A 16,801-nucleotide genomic window follows, 5' to 3' on the forward strand; every position below is an offset into this window, starting at 1 on the left:
AGAGGCACTTCGGGTTTATTCTTTTGAATGGACTAAGTAGACAGATTCCACTTTTCCATCCGATGCTTCATCCAGCACAAATGAGCCGTTAGAATAGCGGTCTACCGGTTTCAGATTGCCGGCCGGGAGAGTCAGGCGGACATTCTTAGCAGTCTCCAGAATGATCTCTTCCCCGTTTGTCACACCTTGAACAGAAATGACACGGTGCGGATTCGATTTCAATTCACGGAGCATGACAACACCGCGTTTTGCACGGCTGCCCGTTTCGAACTCAGTGAGCCGCATTTTCTTTGCTGCTCCGCGCTGAGTGACGACGATCAAATCCTGTTTCACTTCCGGATCCAATAAGATGGCGGATACGGCAACGTCTTTGTCTTTCAGATTGACGCCTTTTACTCCGGCTGTCCGAAGACCCGTCAGCGGTACTTCTTCAATCGGGAAACGGACACCATAAGCATGGTTTGTGCCGATGAACAATTCATTTTCTTTTGTTACCAGACCCGCAAAGATCATTGAATCGTCTTTTTTCAGATTCATCGTCTTGATCGTACGGGAATAACGCTGCACTTGATATTCCTTCAAGGCAGAGCGTTTCACCTGACCGAGTTTCGACACGGTGAGGATGCTTGCATCTGCGTCAAAGTTTTCGAATGGATAGACAGCGATTATGGATTCATCGGATTCCAATTGGACGATGCTCGATAAATGCTGACCGAGATCTTTCCACTTGATGTCCGGGAGTTCATTGATCGGCTGATAGACGAAATTCCCTTTCGACGTGAAGATCAAGATGGTATGCTGCGTATTCAAATTGGCTTCAAACAGCAGATGATCTGATTCCTTCATTGCAAAGTCCCGGCCATTTGAAGCAGCATGCGAGCGCGTGCTGGTCCGTTTTACATATCCTTCTTTTGTAACAGTCACCACCACTTCCTCACTCGGGATCATGACTTCACGGGTAATCGTGATTTCTTCGATCTTCTCTTCGATCACGGAGCGGCGTGGTTCGGCAAATTGCTTCCGCACTCCTGCCAATTCCTTTTTGATGACATTTTTCAATTTCGTGGTGCTTGTCAAAATACCGGTCAGTTCCTCGATCAGTTTTTTCAGCGAAGCTTCCTCTTTTTGCAAATCAGTGATATCCGTGTTGGTCAACCTGTAAAGCTGCAAAGAAACGATCGCTTCAGCCTGTGCTTCAGAAAAAGCAAAAGATTCGATCAGGTTGTTTTTGGCATCCCGCTTGTCTTTCGATGCGCGGATCGTTTTGATGACTTTATCGAGAATCGACAAAGCCTTCATCAAACCTTCCACAATATGCATCCGGTCTTTCGCTTTATGGAGATCGAATTCCGAACGTTTGGTCACGATGTCTTTTTGGTGATCGATATAGGCGTCCAGCATGGATTGCAGCGTCATCATGGTCGGACGGCGTTTATAGATGGCGACCATATTGAAGTTATAGCTCACCTGCAGATCCGTATTTTTGTACAGATAGTTCAAGATGCCCGATGCCTGCACATCTTTCTTCAGTTCGATGACGATGCGGAGTCCGCTTCGGTCCGACTCGTCACGCACTTCGGATATACCTTCCAGTTTACGGTCAAAACGCTGATCATCGATTTTTTTGATCATCGATGCTTTATTGACTTCGAACGGTATTTCCGTGATCACGATCTGTTCCTTGCCGCCTTTTAAAGGTTCGATCTCCGCTTTGGAACGGACAATGATTTTCCCTTTGCCGGTCTCATAAGCTTTACGGATGCCGTCGACCCCCTGGATGATGCCGCCTGTCGGGAAATCCGGTCCCTGGATGACTTTCATCAGTTCATCAACAGTCGCATTCGGGTTATCCATGCGCATCAATACTGCGTCCAGCACTTCATGCAGGGCATGAGGCGGAATATCCGTTGCATACCCAGCGGAAATACCGGTAGAACCGTTTACCAATAAATTAGGGAAACGCGCAGGTAAAACAGTCGGTTCCATATCCGAATCATCAAAGTTCGGGATGAATTCGACTGTCCGTTTGTCGATATCGCGCAATAATTCTCCGGCAATTGCAGAAAGCCGGGCTTCCGTATAACGCATTGCTGCCGGAGAGTCCCCGTCCATCGATCCGTTATTGCCGTGCATTTCCACCAGCATGTGACGGATTTTCCAGTCCTGGCTGAGGCGGACCATTGCTTCGTAAACCGAGCTGTCGCCGTGCGGGTGATAATTCCCGATGACATTACCGACAGTTTTAGCCGACTTGCGGAAAGCTTTGTCGTTCGTGTTGCCTTCGTGATACATGGCGTAAAGAATCCGCCGCTGTACCGGTTTCAGGCCGTCGCGTGCATCCGGCAGCGCACGGTCCTGGATGATGTATTTACTGTAACGCCCAAACCGATCGCCGATGACTTCTTCCAATGGCAGATCTTGAAAACGTTCGATTTGCGTCATACCAGTTCCTCCTCAGCGTGAATCAGGTCATTCTCTAAAATATTGCTGTCTTCTTCCATACCGAAGTCGACATTATTCTCAATCCATTTTCTGCGCGGCTCAACTTTATCGCCCATCAATGTCGTGATGCGGCGTTCAGCACGTGCCCCGTCTTCTATCGTGACACGGATCAACGTCCGTGTCTCTGGATTCATCGTCGTTTCCCATAATTGGTCAGCGTTCATCTCACCCAGACCTTTATAGCGCTGGAGCATATATCCTTTGCCGACTTTTTTCGTCGACGCTTCCAGATCCGCTTCCGTCCATGCATAATCGACGACTTCTTTCTTGCCGATCCCTTTGGAAACTTTGTAGAGCGGCGGCAGCGCAATAAAGATTTTACCGGCTTCGATCAACGGTTTCATATATCTGTAGAAGAAAGTCAGTAATAAGACCTGAATATGAGCTCCGTCCGTATCGGCATCGGTCATGATGATGACTTTGTTATAAGCGATATCATCGATGGAGAATTCGGAAGAAACCCCCCCGCCGATTGCATGGATGATAGTGGAGATCTCTTCGTTTTTCATGATGTCTTCAAGCTTCGCTTTTTCTGTATTGACCACTTTTCCGCGAAGCGGAAGAATGGCTTGGAACGTACGGTCGCGGCCCTGCTTGGCAGAACCTCCGGCAGAATCACCTTCGACCAGATAGAGTTCATTTTTTGCTGCATTGCGTGATTGGGCAGGGGTCAACTTACCCGACAGCAGCATATCCGATTTCTTGCGTTTTTTTCCGTTCCGCGCATCTTCCCGCGCTTTTCGTGCAGCAAGGCGTGCCTGTGAGGCGCGGATGGCTTTCCGTACCAATGAAGCGCTGAGATCCGCATTTTCTTCAAGGAAGTACATGAGTTTTTGCGAAACGACCGAATCGACGATGCTTCGTGCTTCACTCGTCCCTAATTTACTCTTTGTCTGGCCTTCGAATTGCAAAAGGGCCTCCGGGATGCGGACAGAGACGATGGCCGCGATTCCTTCACGGATATCGGAGCCTTCCAGATTCTTGTCCTTATCCTTCAGAAGATTGATCTTCCGCGCATAATCATTGAATACGCGGGTCATTGCCGCTTTTGCTCCGGTTTCATGCGTACCGCCGTCCCGCGTGCGGACATTATTGACAAATGACAGGATCGTTTCGGAATAGCCATCGTTGAACTGGAATGAAAATTCGACTTCCAGTTCATCCTGTCTGCCTTCGATATAAGCCACTTTATGCAGCGTATCTTTTTCTTCGTTCAAATATTCAACAAATGCTTCAATCCCGGTTTCATAGAAGAACGTTTCAGAACGCTCTTCTTCACTCCGTTTATCGGCAAGCTCGATTTTCAGCCCTTTCAGTAAAAAAGCTGATTCTCTGAGACGTTCACTTAACGTTTCATAATTATATTTGGTCGCTGAAAAAATTGTCGGATCGGGGCGGAAATGCAGGTTCGTCCCACTTTCCTTCGTCGTTCCGATCTCTTCCAGTGTTGTGACCGGTTTTCCGCCATTTTCAAAGCGCTGGCGGTAAATTTTGCCGTCCCGGTAAATCGTGACTTCCAGAAACTCGGACAACGCATTGACGACTGAAGCCCCGACACCATGGAGCCCTCCACTCGTCTTATAACCGCCCTGGCCGAACTTCCCTCCGGCATGAAGGACCGTCAAGATAACTTCAGGCGTCGGTTTGCCGCTGCGGTGCATCCCGGTAGGCATGCCGCGTCCATAATCGCGTACGCTGATGCTATTGTCTTCATGGACGGTTACAGAAATTTTATCGCCGAATCCAGCAAGTGCTTCATCGACGGAATTATCAACAATCTCATAGACCAAATGGTGAAGCCCGCGGGTATCGGTGGAACCGATATACATACCCGGGCGCTTTCTTACGGCATCTAAGCCTTCGAGTACTTGGATCGCTTCTTCGTTGTATGCCGTATTTTTCGTTTTTGCCATCTAATTCCCTCCAACAAACATCTGTTCGTATATATCTATCTTTTAATCGTATCGGTATCTTCGTCATCTGTCAATAATCATAGAAAAAGAGCGCCAGGCGCCCTTTTCCTCTGACCAGCTTATTTAAGGATGGCGTGTTCAACTTTGATGCAACGGTCCATGATGACTGTGTAGCCAAGGCCGGACAAACGGTTAAAAACGTTTTCATCGACAACATTCAACTGGGTCCAGAACACCGGACTGTCAATTTCAATGAATTCTTCAGCCAGTGCTTCCAGGAACTCACTGCGCCTGAATACATTGACGATATCCACGCGTTCGGGTATGTCTTTCAGTGAGGCGTAGCTTTTTTCGCCCAATACTTCATCTGCTGCCGGATTGACCGGTATGATGCGGTAACCTGCTTTTTGCATCGCTTCTGAAACCATATAGGATGTTCTGTTCGGATTCGGACTCAGTCCGACTACAGCGATTGTCTTTGCATTGTCCAAAACTTCTTTGATCTCTTCACGGCTTGGATTATTCAATACGATCACCTATCCTTTTTATTCTATCATACATGATATTCTCGCTGTTTCACAAAATTCCTGCAAGTATTGTTTAAAGAAGTTTTGGCATGGTAAACTTAGGATACTAAATAGAGAGATTCAAAGGAGTTTATAATGGAGATATTCTTACTTGTCTTATTAGCCTATCTACTCGGTTCGATCCCTTCCGCATTATGGATCGGGAAAATTTTTTATAATACGGATGTACGCACAAAAGGGAGCGGCAATCTCGGAGCCACCAATACCTTCCGGGTGCTGGGCAAGACAGCCGGTCTGGTTGTCACCATCCTGGATATCCTGAAAGGGACAGCTGCCACGCTCATCCCGATGTTTATCGATACCAATATCCATCCGCTGGTGTTCGGTCTTATCGCGGTAGTCGGCCATATGTATCCGGTATTCGCAAAATTCAAAGGCGGGAAAGCCGTCGCCACTTCAGGCGGTATTCTGCTGGGCTATCAATGGCCATTGTTTCTGGTCGCAGTTGCGGTGCTCCTGATTGCATTGAAATTCACGAAAATGGTGTCATTATCCTCCATGATACTCGCAACAGTTGCTGTTATCTACGCTGTCATCTATGGTATTAACACAGGAGATTATCCTTTCATGGCAGTAATCCTTGTACTGGCGGCATTTATCTTCTACCGCCACCGTGCGAATATTGCACGCATTCGAGCAGGTACAGAACCAAAGATCAAGTGGTGATATTGCTTGGCAGCCACATACTTGGAAGGGCGTGAAGCATGATGGAAATCAAGATCAGTGACGATGCTTTTGAATGGTTCAATGAAGAAATGGAAGTTACAGCCGGTGAAGCCGTCCGATTTTTTGTCCGTTACGGCGGATCCGGGCTACAGCCTGGATTTTCACTGGGAGTGACGAAAGATCAGCCGCATGAAGCCGCAATTGAAGTCGAAAAAGACCAGGTCACCTATTTTATCGAACAAAATGACCTGTGGTATTTCGATGGCAAGAATCTTTCGGTAAGCGTCAATGATGAACTGGACGAACTGGATTATTCATATGAATGAAAAAAGAAGCCGGAAAAGAGGAATCCCCCTCTATTCCGGCTTCTTTTACTTTTCCAGTTTTTCCACTTGCCCGAGTTTATTTTCAGCTTTTAATATCGCTTTCTGCCGGTCCCCAAAAAGGTCGAAATGGGGATAATCCCCCCGCAGATCCAGCCATTCAGGGCGGAGGCCATATTGGCTCCCCCATGCTTTCAATTTATCCAGGTCGCTGCAGCCGACTTTTGTGACGGTGCTGCAGCCGGGAAAGCGCTCATCAATCCAATAATGGGTCAAAAAAGCGATGTTCCCATCTGCTACATCCTGTTTCCACTGATCGAGCTCCTCACGTTTAATTCCGAACGCCATGGTCTTCCCTCTTTTTGATCTCTTCATATTTTTCGTGCCATTCCGGATAGATTTTCTGTAAGGAAACAGGCCGGAACGTGTCTTTCTTCACCACAACATGTTCAGATGTGGCTTTCGCTGCCAGTGTACCGTCTTCATGCAGGATTTCATAGCCATATGTGGTGCGCAGGCGTCCGTGCTCTTCGATCCATGTCCGGACACGCGCTTTCTGGCCATATCGCATGGCCGCTTTATACTGGATCGAGATATCCGTCACAGGAGACAGATAGCCCTGACTTTCCATTTCTGCGTATGTAAACCCGACATCTTCAATCAGCTTTGTACGTCCGATTTCGAGCCAGATAATATAATTCGCATGATACACGACACCCATCTGATCCGTTTCCGCATAGCGGATTTCTATTTCTTTTTCACTGATATGCATTCCAGATTCACCTCTATGTCAGTATACAGAAAATGTTATTGAAATTCTAAGAGAAAAGGCTATTAAAAAGTCATGTTTTCTTGAATCATTTCGCTTTTAGGCGGACGCTTTCCGCAAGGAGCTCCCTGAGCCTCCTCGTCGCTATGCTTTTGCGGGGTCTCAGGACTCGCTCTATTTCCTGCAGGAAAGACATTGACCGAAGCCTTGCGAGGGCAAGTCTTTGCGACGAAGCAGCGCAGCGATGCAGGAGCATATCTTCGCTCTTCGCCACCTAACGCTTCATTCTAGGTATGTTCAAAATCATAATGCCGACTTCTCCCTTGAAACGAAACTAAAAATATATTGCTTTATTGAAAGTTATCTGAGATATGGAGCAAAACAGCTGAGAAAACCGTACTGCTCCCACAGCGCTTTGCGCTGCGTCGCAAAAGTTCGACCGAATGTTGTTCGGTCGAACTTGTCCTGCGGCTTAGCGACACGACCGATACACCGCAGGGAGCGCAGCGGACGAGGAGGATTGGGCGGGAGCCAAGACATTGGCCGAAGCTTGCGAGGGCAAGTCTTTGCGACGAAGCTAGCGCAGCGATGCAGGAGCACGGGTTTATGGAAAGCGAAGCTGTTTTGCGCAATATCGGTTATTAAAATATATTTAGTTTAAACAAGTAAAAAGGCCGCCCGCGGGCAGCCTTTTGTTTAATATTTATTAATCTGAAATTATACTTCCAACAATTTGTTGCGAAGCACCATTTGCAGGATACCGCCGTGACGGTAGTAATCCACTTCAACTTCAGAGTCGAAACGAGCAAGTACTTCGAATTCAGTTACTTTGCCGTCCTCAGCTGTAGCAGTGACTTTCAGGATATCGCGTGGTTTCACATCGTCCGTCAAGTTGACAGAGATGGATTCGCGGCCTGTCAGACCAAGTGAATCAGCGTTTTGACCATTGATGAATTGAAGCGGCAGAACGCCCATCATTACAAGGTTCGAACGGTGGATACGCTCATAGCTTTCAGCGATGACTGTTTTGATGCCCAGAAGGAATGTACCTTTTGCTGCCCAGTCACGTGAAGAGCCCATGCCGTAATCTTTACCAGTCAAGATAGCGAGGCCAGTGCCCTGCTCCTGATATTTCATCGCTGCATCGTAAATTGCCATTGTTTCACCAGTTGGCCAGTAAGTTGTGTAACCGCCAGTTGTTCCTGGAGCTACCTGGTTACGGATACGGATGTTCGCGAATGTTCCGCGCATCATTACCTGGTGGTTACCACGGCGTGAACCGTAAGAGTTGAAGTTGCGCGGCTCTACGCCGTTTTCACGAAGGTATTTCCCTGCTGGAGTATCTTTACCGATAGCACCTGCCGGAGAAATGTGGTCAGTTGTAATCGAATCTGCAAACTTCGCTACTACACGCAGATCTGCCAATGGCTGAATCGGTGCAGGTTCTGTCGACATGTTCTCGAAGAACGGCGGGTTTTGGATATATGTTGAGTTTTCATCGAAATCGTAAAGAGCGTCATCGTTAGTTTCGATAGCGTTCCACGCTTCGTTTTCGCTGAATACATGCTCATATTCTTTACGGAACAAGTCAGGCGTCACAGTATTGTGAACCACTTCTTTGATCTCGCTTGTTGATGGCCAGATGTCTTTGAAGAAGACGTCATTGCCGTTTTTGTCTTTACCGATCGGATCGACTTCGAAATCGATATCCACTGTTCCTGCAAGTGCATAAGCTACAACCAGCATCGGAGACGCCAGGTAGTTCGCTTTCACCAATGGGTGGATACGTCCTTCAAAGTTACGGTTACCGGAAAGTACTGAAGAAACAAGCAGGTCATTGTCCAAAATCGCATCTTCGATTTCAGGAAGCAATGGACCCGAGTTACCGATACATGTCGTACAGCCGTAACCGACAAGGTTGAAGCCGATTTGGTTCATGTAATCAAGCAATCCGGAATCTTGAAGATAACCAGTTACCACTTTAGAACCCGGTGCAAGTGAAGTTTTCACATATGCAGGCGGAGTCAATCCAAGTTCTACCGCTTTCTTCGCAACAAGACCAGCGCCAAGCATAACGTATGGGTTGGAAGTGTTTGTACATGAAGTAATTGCCGCGATAGCCAAAGAGCCTGTTTTCATGTCAACGGAACGCCCGTCTTTGAAGTTTACAGTCGCTGTTTTAGCGATTTCAGCATCATCCAGTGCAAAACCATGCGGTCCTTCCGGAGCTGTTACCGCTTTATTGAATTCTGTCTTCATCTGAGACAACGGAATCAAATCCTGTGGACGTTTCGGTCCAGCAAGGTTCGGCTCGATTTCAGAAAGGTTGATTTCAACCAAATCTGTATAGATCGGATCTTCATTCTCTACAGTGAAGAACATGTCGTTCGCTTTCAGGTATTCTTTCGTGATGGAGATTTGCTCTTCTGTACGTGCAGTGAGACGCATGTAGTTCAATGCTTCTTCATCAACCGGGAAGAATCCGCAAGTTGCGCCGTATTCAGGAGCCATGTTGGCAATTGTTGCACGGTCAGCAAGCGGCAATGTTGTTACACCCGAGCCGAAGAACTCGACAAATTTACCTACAACGCCTTTTTTACGCAAGGTTTCAGTAACTTTCAAAGCCAAATCCGTCGCAGTTGCGCCGTTCGGCAATTCTCCAGTCATTTTAACGCCGATTACTTCTGGAATCGGGAAGTAAGATGGCTGTCCAAGCATACCGGCTTCCGCTTCGATTCCGCCGACGCCCCATCCAAGAACACCGATACCGTTGATCATCGTCGTATGTGAATCCGTACCGACTAATGTATCAGGGAATGCTTCGAATGTGCCATCGCCATTTTGGACTGCGTGGACAACGTTTGCCAGGTACTCAAGGTTAACCTGGTGAACGATCCCTGTAGCAGGCGGAACAGCACGATAGTTATCGTAGGCTTTTTGAGCCCAGTTAAGGAACTGGTAACGTTCTGCGTTACGCTCGAATTCCAACTCCATGTTGACGCGAAGCGCATCGCTTGAGCCGTAGTTATCAACTTGAACAGAGTGGTCAATTACAAGGTCAACCGGAATTTCAGGGTTGATCTTGTCCGGGTCCCCACCAAGTTCTGCCATAGCTGAACGAAGTGCTGCCAAGTCAACAACAACTGGAACTCCCGTGAAATCCTGCAAAATTACGCGGGATGGTTTAAATGGTACTTCTGCTTCTTTGTTGGCATTCTTGCCCCATTTGGCCAATTCTTCAACATGCTCATCTTTGATGACATATCCGTCGTGCTGCCGCAATACGGATTCCAATAGAACTTTAATCGAGTAAGGAAGGCGAGATACTTTCGCGATTCCTGCTTCTTCCAGTGCAGCCAGACGGTAATAATTATAAGTCTTACCGTTTAGCTCAAAAGAAGTACGGCTGTTGTGCAAACTGCTTTTTGCCATGTTGTGTTCCTCCTTTGAATCTTCTGAAAAGGCTTTAGATAGCTTCTTTTCTCCTCTACCATCATAACGAAATTCGAAGCATAAGTAAATTACATTAAAATTATGGAATGTGATAAGTATTTCCTATCACTGATTCCCTTAGCCATTGATTTGGCTTAAGGTCTCTTTTAGTTGCTTGTGATGTCTTTTCTCGTGCAGTCCGATGAAGGGAAACCACTGGGTCAACGGGACTTTGCCGAAGACCGGATGAGGCAGGGATTTTTCGGCCAGTGCTTCCGGAGAAGCCTGATCGTATAAATCATTCAGCTGTTTTCTGGAGGCTGCCAGTTTCGCTTTCATCTCCTCCAACGGGACAAACTCATCCATCGGCACAGTAAAAGATGGTGCTTCGACTTTTAACGTTCTGCTGACGGTAAGTTGAATGGGTTTTTTAACCGCTTTTTTGCTGTTTCCCTCTTTCAGTTCTTTTGAAATGTTTCGCGCAATGACCGTTTCCATTTTGTGGAGGTGATCCAAGATCTGCATAGCCGACCATTTATCCTGTGCAGGCTTTGTATTTAATTGCTCATCAGACAGCCCTTCCACTGATTCGAAAATCCGCTTCCGGATCGCCTCATTCTCCTCTTTGAACATATCTTCTCCCCTTTCCTGTTTTAGCCAGCCCTACTTTTTGCATACCCCATTTTCCAGTCTGCAACGCTATCTTTTCGGCAGGTCCTGTTTCGAAAATAGGGTTGGCCGTTTTTTCTTGTCTACTTCTTTTTTCTTTTTTTAAAAAAACCTTATGTATCAAAATATTCAAGGAAAATTATTATTTAAATAAACTTATGCTCCCCTATTCCATTTTAAACTATCATACTTCACATTCAGCAGTAAGGGAAAGTACGTTCTGTTTTTTCTCGCGATATGCTATAATATTCAATAAAATGGATATTGAGGTGAGCAGCAATGCCCTACGGATATGAGAAATACAGGCTGCAGAACGGCATTAGCCCGAACACGGTCGTCCATGAAGTCCAATTGATCCATTCCCTCCTTGCTTTTCTGGTTCGTCATTACAATAAAAAAATCGAACCACATGAGATCCGGCCAGCCGACATTCAGAATTTCCTGCATGAACAGCGAGCAAGCGGCATCAAAGACAGCACACTGAACAGGAAAATCATCTTCATCCGGCAATGGTTTGACTATATGTGGCGCATTGGCCGCATTCCGGTGGATTTCATGCCTAAATTCAAATATTCGGAGAAACTGGATCTCACTCCTCCTGATATACATTTGAATTATGCCGATCTGCTGGCCAAAAAAGAATCGGTCCTTGAGTCTGGGCAGCTGTCACTCAACGCGAAAATCCTGTTCATCCTCTATCTGCGCGGATTGCGCCTGCGGGACATGGCTTCCATCGATATCAGCAACTTCGAAGATAAAGGACATAAACTGACGCTGGAATTCGAGAAGAAAGACGGTTATATGAGCCGTATCGATTTTACCGGCAAGGAAATCGCTGTGCTGCTGGAAGGAATCGAACGGGCGATATTCAGGGGCACCCCCTACCTGCTGTCATCGAAAGTGGACAATAAATTCACCAGCTTCCAAATGGGGTCTCTCTCGGATTATACTGAAGCCCTCTCTTCATTCATCGGCATTCCCATGCGCTCAGGGGACATCCGGTTTGCGTATGTACATTATCTGTATTCCGAAGAACAGAAGAATTTGGAAGAGATACAGGAAATCCTCGGCGTCTCGCTCGATTCCGCTTCCCGGATCCTGAAAGACTCGCTGCAGCGACTGAAAAAATGAACAGGAAAGCCGCCGAAAGGATATTCCTTTCGGCGGCTTTCCATTTGTCCATGCCTAGGCAAAGAAACCGAAATTCAGCGCCAGATTGAAAACGATGATGGTGTGAAATACAACAAACAGCATCCCTTGTCTGTTCAGTCGGTCCGTGTTTTCGTAAATCATGCGCTTTCACCCTTCCTTTTTCATTAATTATATCGAATATTCAGTCTACTTTCAAATGTGAACACTGTCCGTCAGCTGAAATGTTATGATGTGGTCAAACAAACTTTTACTGGAGGGAATATTTATGAAAAAGGCTCTATTGGTTGTGGATTATACAGTGGATTTTGTAGCTGATGATGGAAAATTGACTTGCGGCAAACCCGGACAGGACCTGGAAGAGAAAATCGTATCCCTTACTGAAAAATTTCTTGGCGACGACGATTTTATCGTTTTCCCTGTCGACCTTCATGAACAGGATGACCAGCTGCATCCGGAATCCAGGCTCTTTCCGCCGCATAATATCAGAGGGACGGAAGGGCGCAATTTATATGGCAAGCTGCAAGATTTATATGATGCTCATGCAGCAGACATCGTCTGGATGGATAAAAGCCGCTACAGCGCTTTCGCCGGCACCCGTCTGGAAATATTGCTGCGCGAAAGAGGGATAGAAGAAATCCATCTTGCAGGAGTCTGCACCGACATCTGTATCCTCCATACTGCAGTAGATGCGTACAATAAAGGATTCAGCCTCGTCATCCATCAGGATGCTGTCGCAAGCTTCGATCCGGATGGCCATGCCTGGGCTTTGCGCCATTTTGCCAATACATTGGGAGCAGGGATTTTATAAATATTTCCTGGCCCATGTTTTAAATTTCCCTATAAAGGTTATATCAGTAGTGTAGCAACTATAACTTTATGAAAAGGAGATGACACGAAATGGGCTTTATTTTATTCTTAATCATGGGTGGTATCATCGGTTGGTTAGCAGGACTTATTCTAGGTAAAGATATTCCGGGTGGTATTATCGGAAACATTATTGCAGGTATTATCGGCGCATGGCTGGGCAGCCTGATCCTTGGGGATTGGGGTCCTCAGATCTGGGATGTATACATTATTCCGGCACTGATCGGTGCACTGATCCTGGTATTTGTTCTGAGCCTGATTCTTGGCTCAATGGGCAGAAAAAACCGCAACCGTGCATAATTGACACATCAAAAAAACGAGTGGATTCATCGTCCACTCGTTTTTTTTTTGGGTTAATCCATGAATTCTTCATTATACAGATTATAATAATGGAGTATATCCTCTACATACTGGTCACTGTGGTTATACTGAAAAATCGCCTTTTCAAGCTCCCCGTCGGCCGCTCCGTTCTGTGACAGGTAGTTTGCTGCGCTGTAAAGCGCATCCGTCAGATCATACGGATCAGCAATGCCGTCCCCGTTTCCGTCAGTGCCGTAGCCTCCGTAAGCTGCGATAACTTCCGGATCCGTTTTTTCACTGTCGGGGATTCCCCCCTGTCCCAGTCCTGAACAAGTCGGATGGCTCCAGCCGACAAACGTGCAGGGCATGAACTGCATATGCCCTTCCGCCCCGACTGGGGATAAAAGGGGATCCATGGTCGAAAAGCGTGTTTCAACGCGGTGATGCGCTGCCAGCAGCGTCCACGGAATACCGTATACTTCCGCTGTCTCTTTATACAAAGGGATATACTCTTCCGGCACTTCCATTTCCCTGAAGATATGGGGAGTTTCTTTCAAAGCCTTGATCACCGTATCAGGATTGAAAAGGTAATAGATGCTGATGAACAAAGTGACTGCCACTAATAGAGCCGGCACGATTGTCAGCAGGAATAACAGTTTGAAAAGGTTCTTTTTCTTTAATTTCCTCTTTTTCTTTTTCACTACTTCACGTCCAACAGCTTATTTTCTTCAGTTTATCATAAAATTGTAACTTTGTTGGCACTATCTTTTAGAGAGTTCTAAAGGTACATTAAAATAAAGGAGGTGAACAGCATGTGGAAAGATTTTAAAGACTTTGCCATGAAAGGCAATGTATTGGACCTCGCCATAGCGGTAGTCATCGGTACAGCTTTCGGTAAGATCGTCACTTCATTGGTTGAAGATCTGATCATGCCTGCAGTGGGATTGCTGCTTGGCGGATTCTCGATCGCGAATGCAGAATATAATGTAGGGGATGCCACTTTAAGATACGGTGCATTTTTACAATCGGTGTTGGATTTTTTCATTATCTCATTCTCGATCTTTATGGTGATCCGCCTATTCATGAAATTCCGCCGGAAAGAAGCTATGCCGGAAGAAGAGACTGTACCGGAACTGGACAAGAAAGAAGAATTGCTTGTGGAAATCCGTGATTTATTGAAAAACACCAACTCTAAATCATAAGTAAAAGGCTTATTCCTGGATTGGAATAAGCCTTTTAAGTTTGTGGAGAAAGATCATTTTTTCCAATCATTACGCTGCAAATCTTTTCATGTCTCGAAGCTAGCGCAGCGGTGCAGAGACAGGCGGACGCGTTCCGCAGGGATCTGCCTGCTGCTTCTTTTTGATTTTGTGGATAACTGGAGTTTGTCATTTTCAATTATCCATTTTTAGTGTCTTCCTTAATAGAAAGTGATTCGGAGAAATGGAGCAAAACAGCAAGCCCCAAGGAAAGCGAAGCTGTTTTGCGGAATATCGATTATCTATTTATATCGTTCTCAGAAATCTTTATATAATTTATTTGGACATTGTTTAATCAAAGCTTAATGGCGATCAACGCTTCGTGTATGGCCACCAGTTTCGTTTCGACTCTGTGCATCAGGTAAAATGATACAAAAATCGGAAATCCGACTTCCTGGATCAACTTCATCCACTCTTCCATCCCGCTTCCCCCTCTCCTGGGATTTGAAAAAAGCCCTCCGTGCCAGGAGGGCTGCATACTTTAGATTTCGTAATCCACGACGTTCCGTTCAATGACGCGTGCCCCTTTTGCAAGTGCAAACGGTGCCCCTTCGACTTCAAAAATATTCTGTGTGATGATCGTCTGCATGCCAGCCGCGAGTTCCTGCGACGACAGGTCTTCCCTCGGTTCTTCCACTGCGAGCACTACCGCTTTGCCTGCACTAGTTTCAAAGATCAATTCCAATGTTTTTGCCATTCCCTATTCCCCCTTTTCGGATTACGAGTAGATCGATACGTTCGATTGCTTCTCCAGATTCATTAACGGTTTCATCCCGAATTCCGTTAATACACGGGCAGATTCGAAAATCTCGGTTGCCGCTGCCGTGTCTGATACGTTGTGGTACGCTTTCACTTTCTTGCGCGGTTTGCCAAGTTCATCGACGCCGTTGGAAAAAGTTAGGCGGATGCTGGCGTTCTTGAAGCTGCTGTTGGCCATGTTGCTCACCTCCTTTCACCCGCTATATAGACAGTTCGGGCAAAAAGGGATACATTTTTAATGAATTATTTTCAGCTTGCTCTTATAATGGAGATATCGGAAAGTAAGAGGTGAAAAATGTGGCATTAGATGGTTGGTTTTTATGGTTTATCCTTTTTTGGGTTGTGGTATTGGTCGGCCTTTTTGCAATCGGCGGCTATTTCATGTTCAGGAAGTTCCTGAAATCGATTCCCAAGAAAGACGGACTTTCTGATTTGAACTGGGAAGAATATTATGTCGACAAAACGATCCATCTTTGGAAAGACAAAGATAAAGAATTATTGAATGAATTGGTGCAGCCGGTGCCTGATTTGTTCCGCCCCGTTGCGAAACAGAAAATTGCAGGACGCATCGGACAAATCCTGCTGGAAGAAAAAGTGAAGAAAATGGAACATGAACACTTGATCAGAGGCTATATCCTGGCAACCCCGAAACGGGACCATAAATTTTTACGCAAGAAATTGAAAGAACTCGATATCGATGCAGCTCCGTACGAGCGGTATTTTGAGCAATAAATCGGTTTTCTTCTATAACAATGCAAAATAAAAGCGCAGTTCCCTCAACCGGGAACTGCGCTTTTTTGCTTTTCAGTCAGTTTCTTGAATTGGAGATACATGGCGATTCGCCAAGGAATGATCATTCCGAACGCGAGTATCCAGAACATCCCCGCCAGTTCACCGACATCAATCGTCGAGCTCAGTATCACTTTTAAAGCGACACGGAACAATAGAAGGCCCACGAGTATAAAAATGAATGCTTTTGATTGTTTTAAATAAATTTCGCCGTCTTTGACCTCGAATTTTGAAGTCCAGATCAGCACGGCGGAAAAAATGATGCCGGCAGCCAGCGCTTCAGCTATCTGCAGCGGCGCCACTCTGAAAAATGGGAAGATGAACATCAATGCACCCGTTGACATGAATAACGGAGGCAACAGGATCTTTTTCACGGAAGCCGGTTTTTTTGCGGCACGCGATCTGACGAACATGGCCATAACCCCCATGAACAAAGCTCCTACTGTGCTGACGACCAAATATATTTCTGGAGGAATACTGCTAAACATCCGAGCTCTCCTCCAGTTCGTCCAGACGGTTTCTCAGTTCTTCGATTCGGACAAAACGCACGAACCGCTGAGATTCTCTGCCTTTATGGAACAATAATACGACCGGTGCTGAGAAAAGCAGAAGTTCTCCCGCGAGTTCAGGCATTTTCGCCGCATTCGCCAAGTAAAAAGGGACCGAATAATCTTTTTCGAATTCTTCCACCTGCGGACGCAAGCCTTCACAGACCGAACAATTATCCGTTTTGATAAACAGCAGGAAAGTTTCTGCATGTTCGACCAATTGTTGGTATTCATTTATTGACTGGATGGTTCTCATGGGTTTCACCTGC

Annotated in this window: 21 protein-coding genes; 7 read left to right on the forward strand and 14 right to left on the reverse strand. The window is 46.2% G+C overall.

The annotated features are described in order from the left end of the window. Window positions 1–15: 15 nt before the first annotated feature. The 3 genes from parC to IQ294_RS05135 form a co-directional block, all read right to left on the reverse strand. Window positions 16–2,442, reverse strand: a complete 2,427-nt coding sequence (parC, locus tag IQ294_RS05125) for a DNA topoisomerase IV subunit A (RefSeq protein ID WP_203332945.1) — start codon at window positions 2,440–2,442, stop codon at window positions 16–18. Beyond that, complete coding sequence (gene parE / locus IQ294_RS05130) at window positions 2,439–4,415, reverse strand: DNA topoisomerase IV subunit B (protein ID WP_203332946.1); 1,977 nt, start codon at window positions 4,413–4,415, stop codon at window positions 2,439–2,441. Before parE ends, parC begins: the two co-directional genes overlap by 4 nt. A gap of 119 nt (window positions 4,416–4,534) precedes the next feature. Beyond that, window positions 4,535–4,942, reverse strand: a complete 408-nt coding sequence (locus IQ294_RS05135) for a CoA-binding protein (protein WP_238942664.1) — start codon at window positions 4,940–4,942, stop codon at window positions 4,535–4,537. A 135-nt stretch (window positions 4,943–5,077) separates the two neighbouring features. Between IQ294_RS05135 and plsY the strand changes: the two genes are divergently transcribed. Beyond that, complete coding sequence (gene plsY, locus IQ294_RS05140; RefSeq protein WP_203332947.1) at window positions 5,078–5,668, forward strand: glycerol-3-phosphate 1-O-acyltransferase PlsY; 591 nt, start codon at window positions 5,078–5,080, stop codon at window positions 5,666–5,668. A gap of 41 nt (window positions 5,669–5,709) precedes the next feature. Beyond that, window positions 5,710–5,994, forward strand: a complete 285-nt coding sequence (locus IQ294_RS05145) for a HesB/YadR/YfhF family protein (protein ID WP_203333315.1) — start codon at window positions 5,710–5,712, stop codon at window positions 5,992–5,994. Window positions 5,995–6,039: 45 nt separating this feature from the next. Here the strand turns inward: IQ294_RS05145 and IQ294_RS05150 are convergent, their stop codons facing one another. The 5 genes from IQ294_RS05150 to IQ294_RS05170 all read right to left on the reverse strand — a co-directional run bounded on the left by IQ294_RS05150 (window position 6,040) and on the right by IQ294_RS05170 (window position 10,994). Beyond that, window positions 6,040–6,339, reverse strand: a complete 300-nt coding sequence (locus IQ294_RS05150; protein ID WP_203332948.1) for a hypothetical protein — start codon at window positions 6,337–6,339, stop codon at window positions 6,040–6,042. Then, entirely contained in the window at window positions 6,323–6,763 is a 441-nt protein-coding gene (locus IQ294_RS05155; protein ID WP_203332949.1) for an acyl-CoA thioesterase, read from the reverse strand. Before IQ294_RS05155 ends, IQ294_RS05150 begins: the two co-directional genes overlap by 17 nt. A gap of 714 nt (window positions 6,764–7,477) precedes the next feature. Further along, window positions 7,478–10,192, reverse strand: a complete 2,715-nt coding sequence (gene acnA, locus IQ294_RS05160; protein WP_203332950.1) for an aconitate hydratase AcnA — start codon at window positions 10,190–10,192, stop codon at window positions 7,478–7,480. A 138-nt stretch (window positions 10,193–10,330) separates the two neighbouring features. Continuing rightward, on the reverse strand, window positions 10,331–10,825 hold the full coding sequence (locus IQ294_RS05165) for a DinB family protein (RefSeq protein ID WP_203332951.1): 495 nt from the start codon (window positions 10,823–10,825) through the stop codon (window positions 10,331–10,333). Further along, window positions 10,806–10,994, reverse strand: coding sequence for a hypothetical protein (locus tag IQ294_RS05170; RefSeq protein ID WP_203332952.1), 189 nt, complete (start codon window positions 10,992–10,994; stop codon window positions 10,806–10,808). Before IQ294_RS05170 ends, IQ294_RS05165 begins: the two co-directional genes overlap by 20 nt. A 146-nt stretch (window positions 10,995–11,140) precedes the next feature. Here IQ294_RS05170 and IQ294_RS05175 point away from each other — a divergent pair, with 146 nt between their 5' ends. From IQ294_RS05175 to IQ294_RS05185, 3 genes are all read left to right on the forward strand, one after another. Next, on the forward strand, window positions 11,141–11,992 hold the full coding sequence (locus IQ294_RS05175) for a site-specific integrase (RefSeq protein WP_203332953.1): 852 nt from the start codon (window positions 11,141–11,143) through the stop codon (window positions 11,990–11,992). 286 nt (window positions 11,993–12,278) lie between these two features. After that, window positions 12,279–12,821, forward strand: a complete 543-nt coding sequence (locus IQ294_RS05180; RefSeq protein ID WP_203332954.1) for a cysteine hydrolase family protein — start codon at window positions 12,279–12,281, stop codon at window positions 12,819–12,821. Window positions 12,822–12,910: 89 nt separating this feature from the next. Further along, the gene (locus tag IQ294_RS05185) at window positions 12,911–13,177 is read left to right on the forward strand and encodes a GlsB/YeaQ/YmgE family stress response membrane protein (protein WP_203332955.1); all 267 of its coding nucleotides are present in this window, start codon (window positions 12,911–12,913) and stop codon (window positions 13,175–13,177) included. Between the two features lie 53 nt (window positions 13,178–13,230). Here IQ294_RS05185 and IQ294_RS05190 read toward each other — a convergent pair whose 3' ends face one another. Beyond that, complete coding sequence (locus tag IQ294_RS05190) at window positions 13,231–13,878, reverse strand: lysozyme family protein (protein WP_203332956.1); 648 nt, start codon at window positions 13,876–13,878, stop codon at window positions 13,231–13,233. A 111-nt stretch (window positions 13,879–13,989) separates the two neighbouring features. Between IQ294_RS05190 and mscL the strand changes: the two genes are divergently transcribed. Beyond that, window positions 13,990–14,379, forward strand: a complete 390-nt coding sequence (gene mscL / locus IQ294_RS05195; RefSeq protein WP_203332957.1) for a large conductance mechanosensitive channel protein MscL — start codon at window positions 13,990–13,992, stop codon at window positions 14,377–14,379. Between the two features lie 352 nt (window positions 14,380–14,731). Here mscL and IQ294_RS05200 read toward each other — a convergent pair whose 3' ends face one another. Genes IQ294_RS05200 through IQ294_RS05210 form a run of 3 tightly spaced genes read right to left on the reverse strand, consistent with a single transcriptional unit; the run spans window position 14,732 to window position 15,373 of the window. After that, the gene (locus IQ294_RS05200) at window positions 14,732–14,857 is read right to left on the reverse strand and encodes a YvrJ family protein (protein WP_203332958.1); all 126 of its coding nucleotides are present in this window, start codon (window positions 14,855–14,857) and stop codon (window positions 14,732–14,734) included. Window positions 14,858–14,917: 60 nt separating this feature from the next. Next, the gene (locus tag IQ294_RS05205) at window positions 14,918–15,133 is read right to left on the reverse strand and encodes a DUF2922 domain-containing protein (protein ID WP_203332959.1); all 216 of its coding nucleotides are present in this window, start codon (window positions 15,131–15,133) and stop codon (window positions 14,918–14,920) included. 21 nt (window positions 15,134–15,154) lie between these two features. Further along, window positions 15,155–15,373 carry a DUF1659 domain-containing protein gene (locus IQ294_RS05210; protein WP_203332960.1) on the reverse strand — a complete coding sequence of 73 codons (219 nt, stop codon included), beginning with the start codon at window positions 15,371–15,373 and terminating at the stop codon, window positions 15,155–15,157. 119 nt (window positions 15,374–15,492) lie between these two features. Between IQ294_RS05210 and IQ294_RS05215 the strand changes: the two genes are divergently transcribed. Further along, window positions 15,493–15,927, forward strand: a complete 435-nt coding sequence (locus IQ294_RS05215; protein ID WP_203332961.1) for a DUF2621 family protein — start codon at window positions 15,493–15,495, stop codon at window positions 15,925–15,927. A gap of 44 nt (window positions 15,928–15,971) precedes the next feature. Here IQ294_RS05215 and IQ294_RS05220 read toward each other — a convergent pair whose 3' ends face one another. Continuing rightward, window positions 15,972–16,472 (reverse strand): CcdC family protein, encoded by a 501-nt coding sequence (locus tag IQ294_RS05220; protein ID WP_203332962.1) that lies wholly within the window; start codon window positions 16,470–16,472, stop codon window positions 15,972–15,974. After that, window positions 16,465–16,788, reverse strand: coding sequence for a thioredoxin family protein (locus IQ294_RS05225; RefSeq protein ID WP_203332963.1), 324 nt, complete (start codon window positions 16,786–16,788; stop codon window positions 16,465–16,467). Before IQ294_RS05225 ends, IQ294_RS05220 begins: the two co-directional genes overlap by 8 nt. Window positions 16,789–16,801 lie beyond the last annotated feature (13 nt).

The sequence above is a fragment of the Planococcus beigongshangi genome, assembly GCF_016820495.1.
GTDB classification, from domain to species: domain Bacteria; phylum Bacillota; class Bacilli; order Bacillales_A; family Planococcaceae; genus Planococcus; species Planococcus beigongshangi.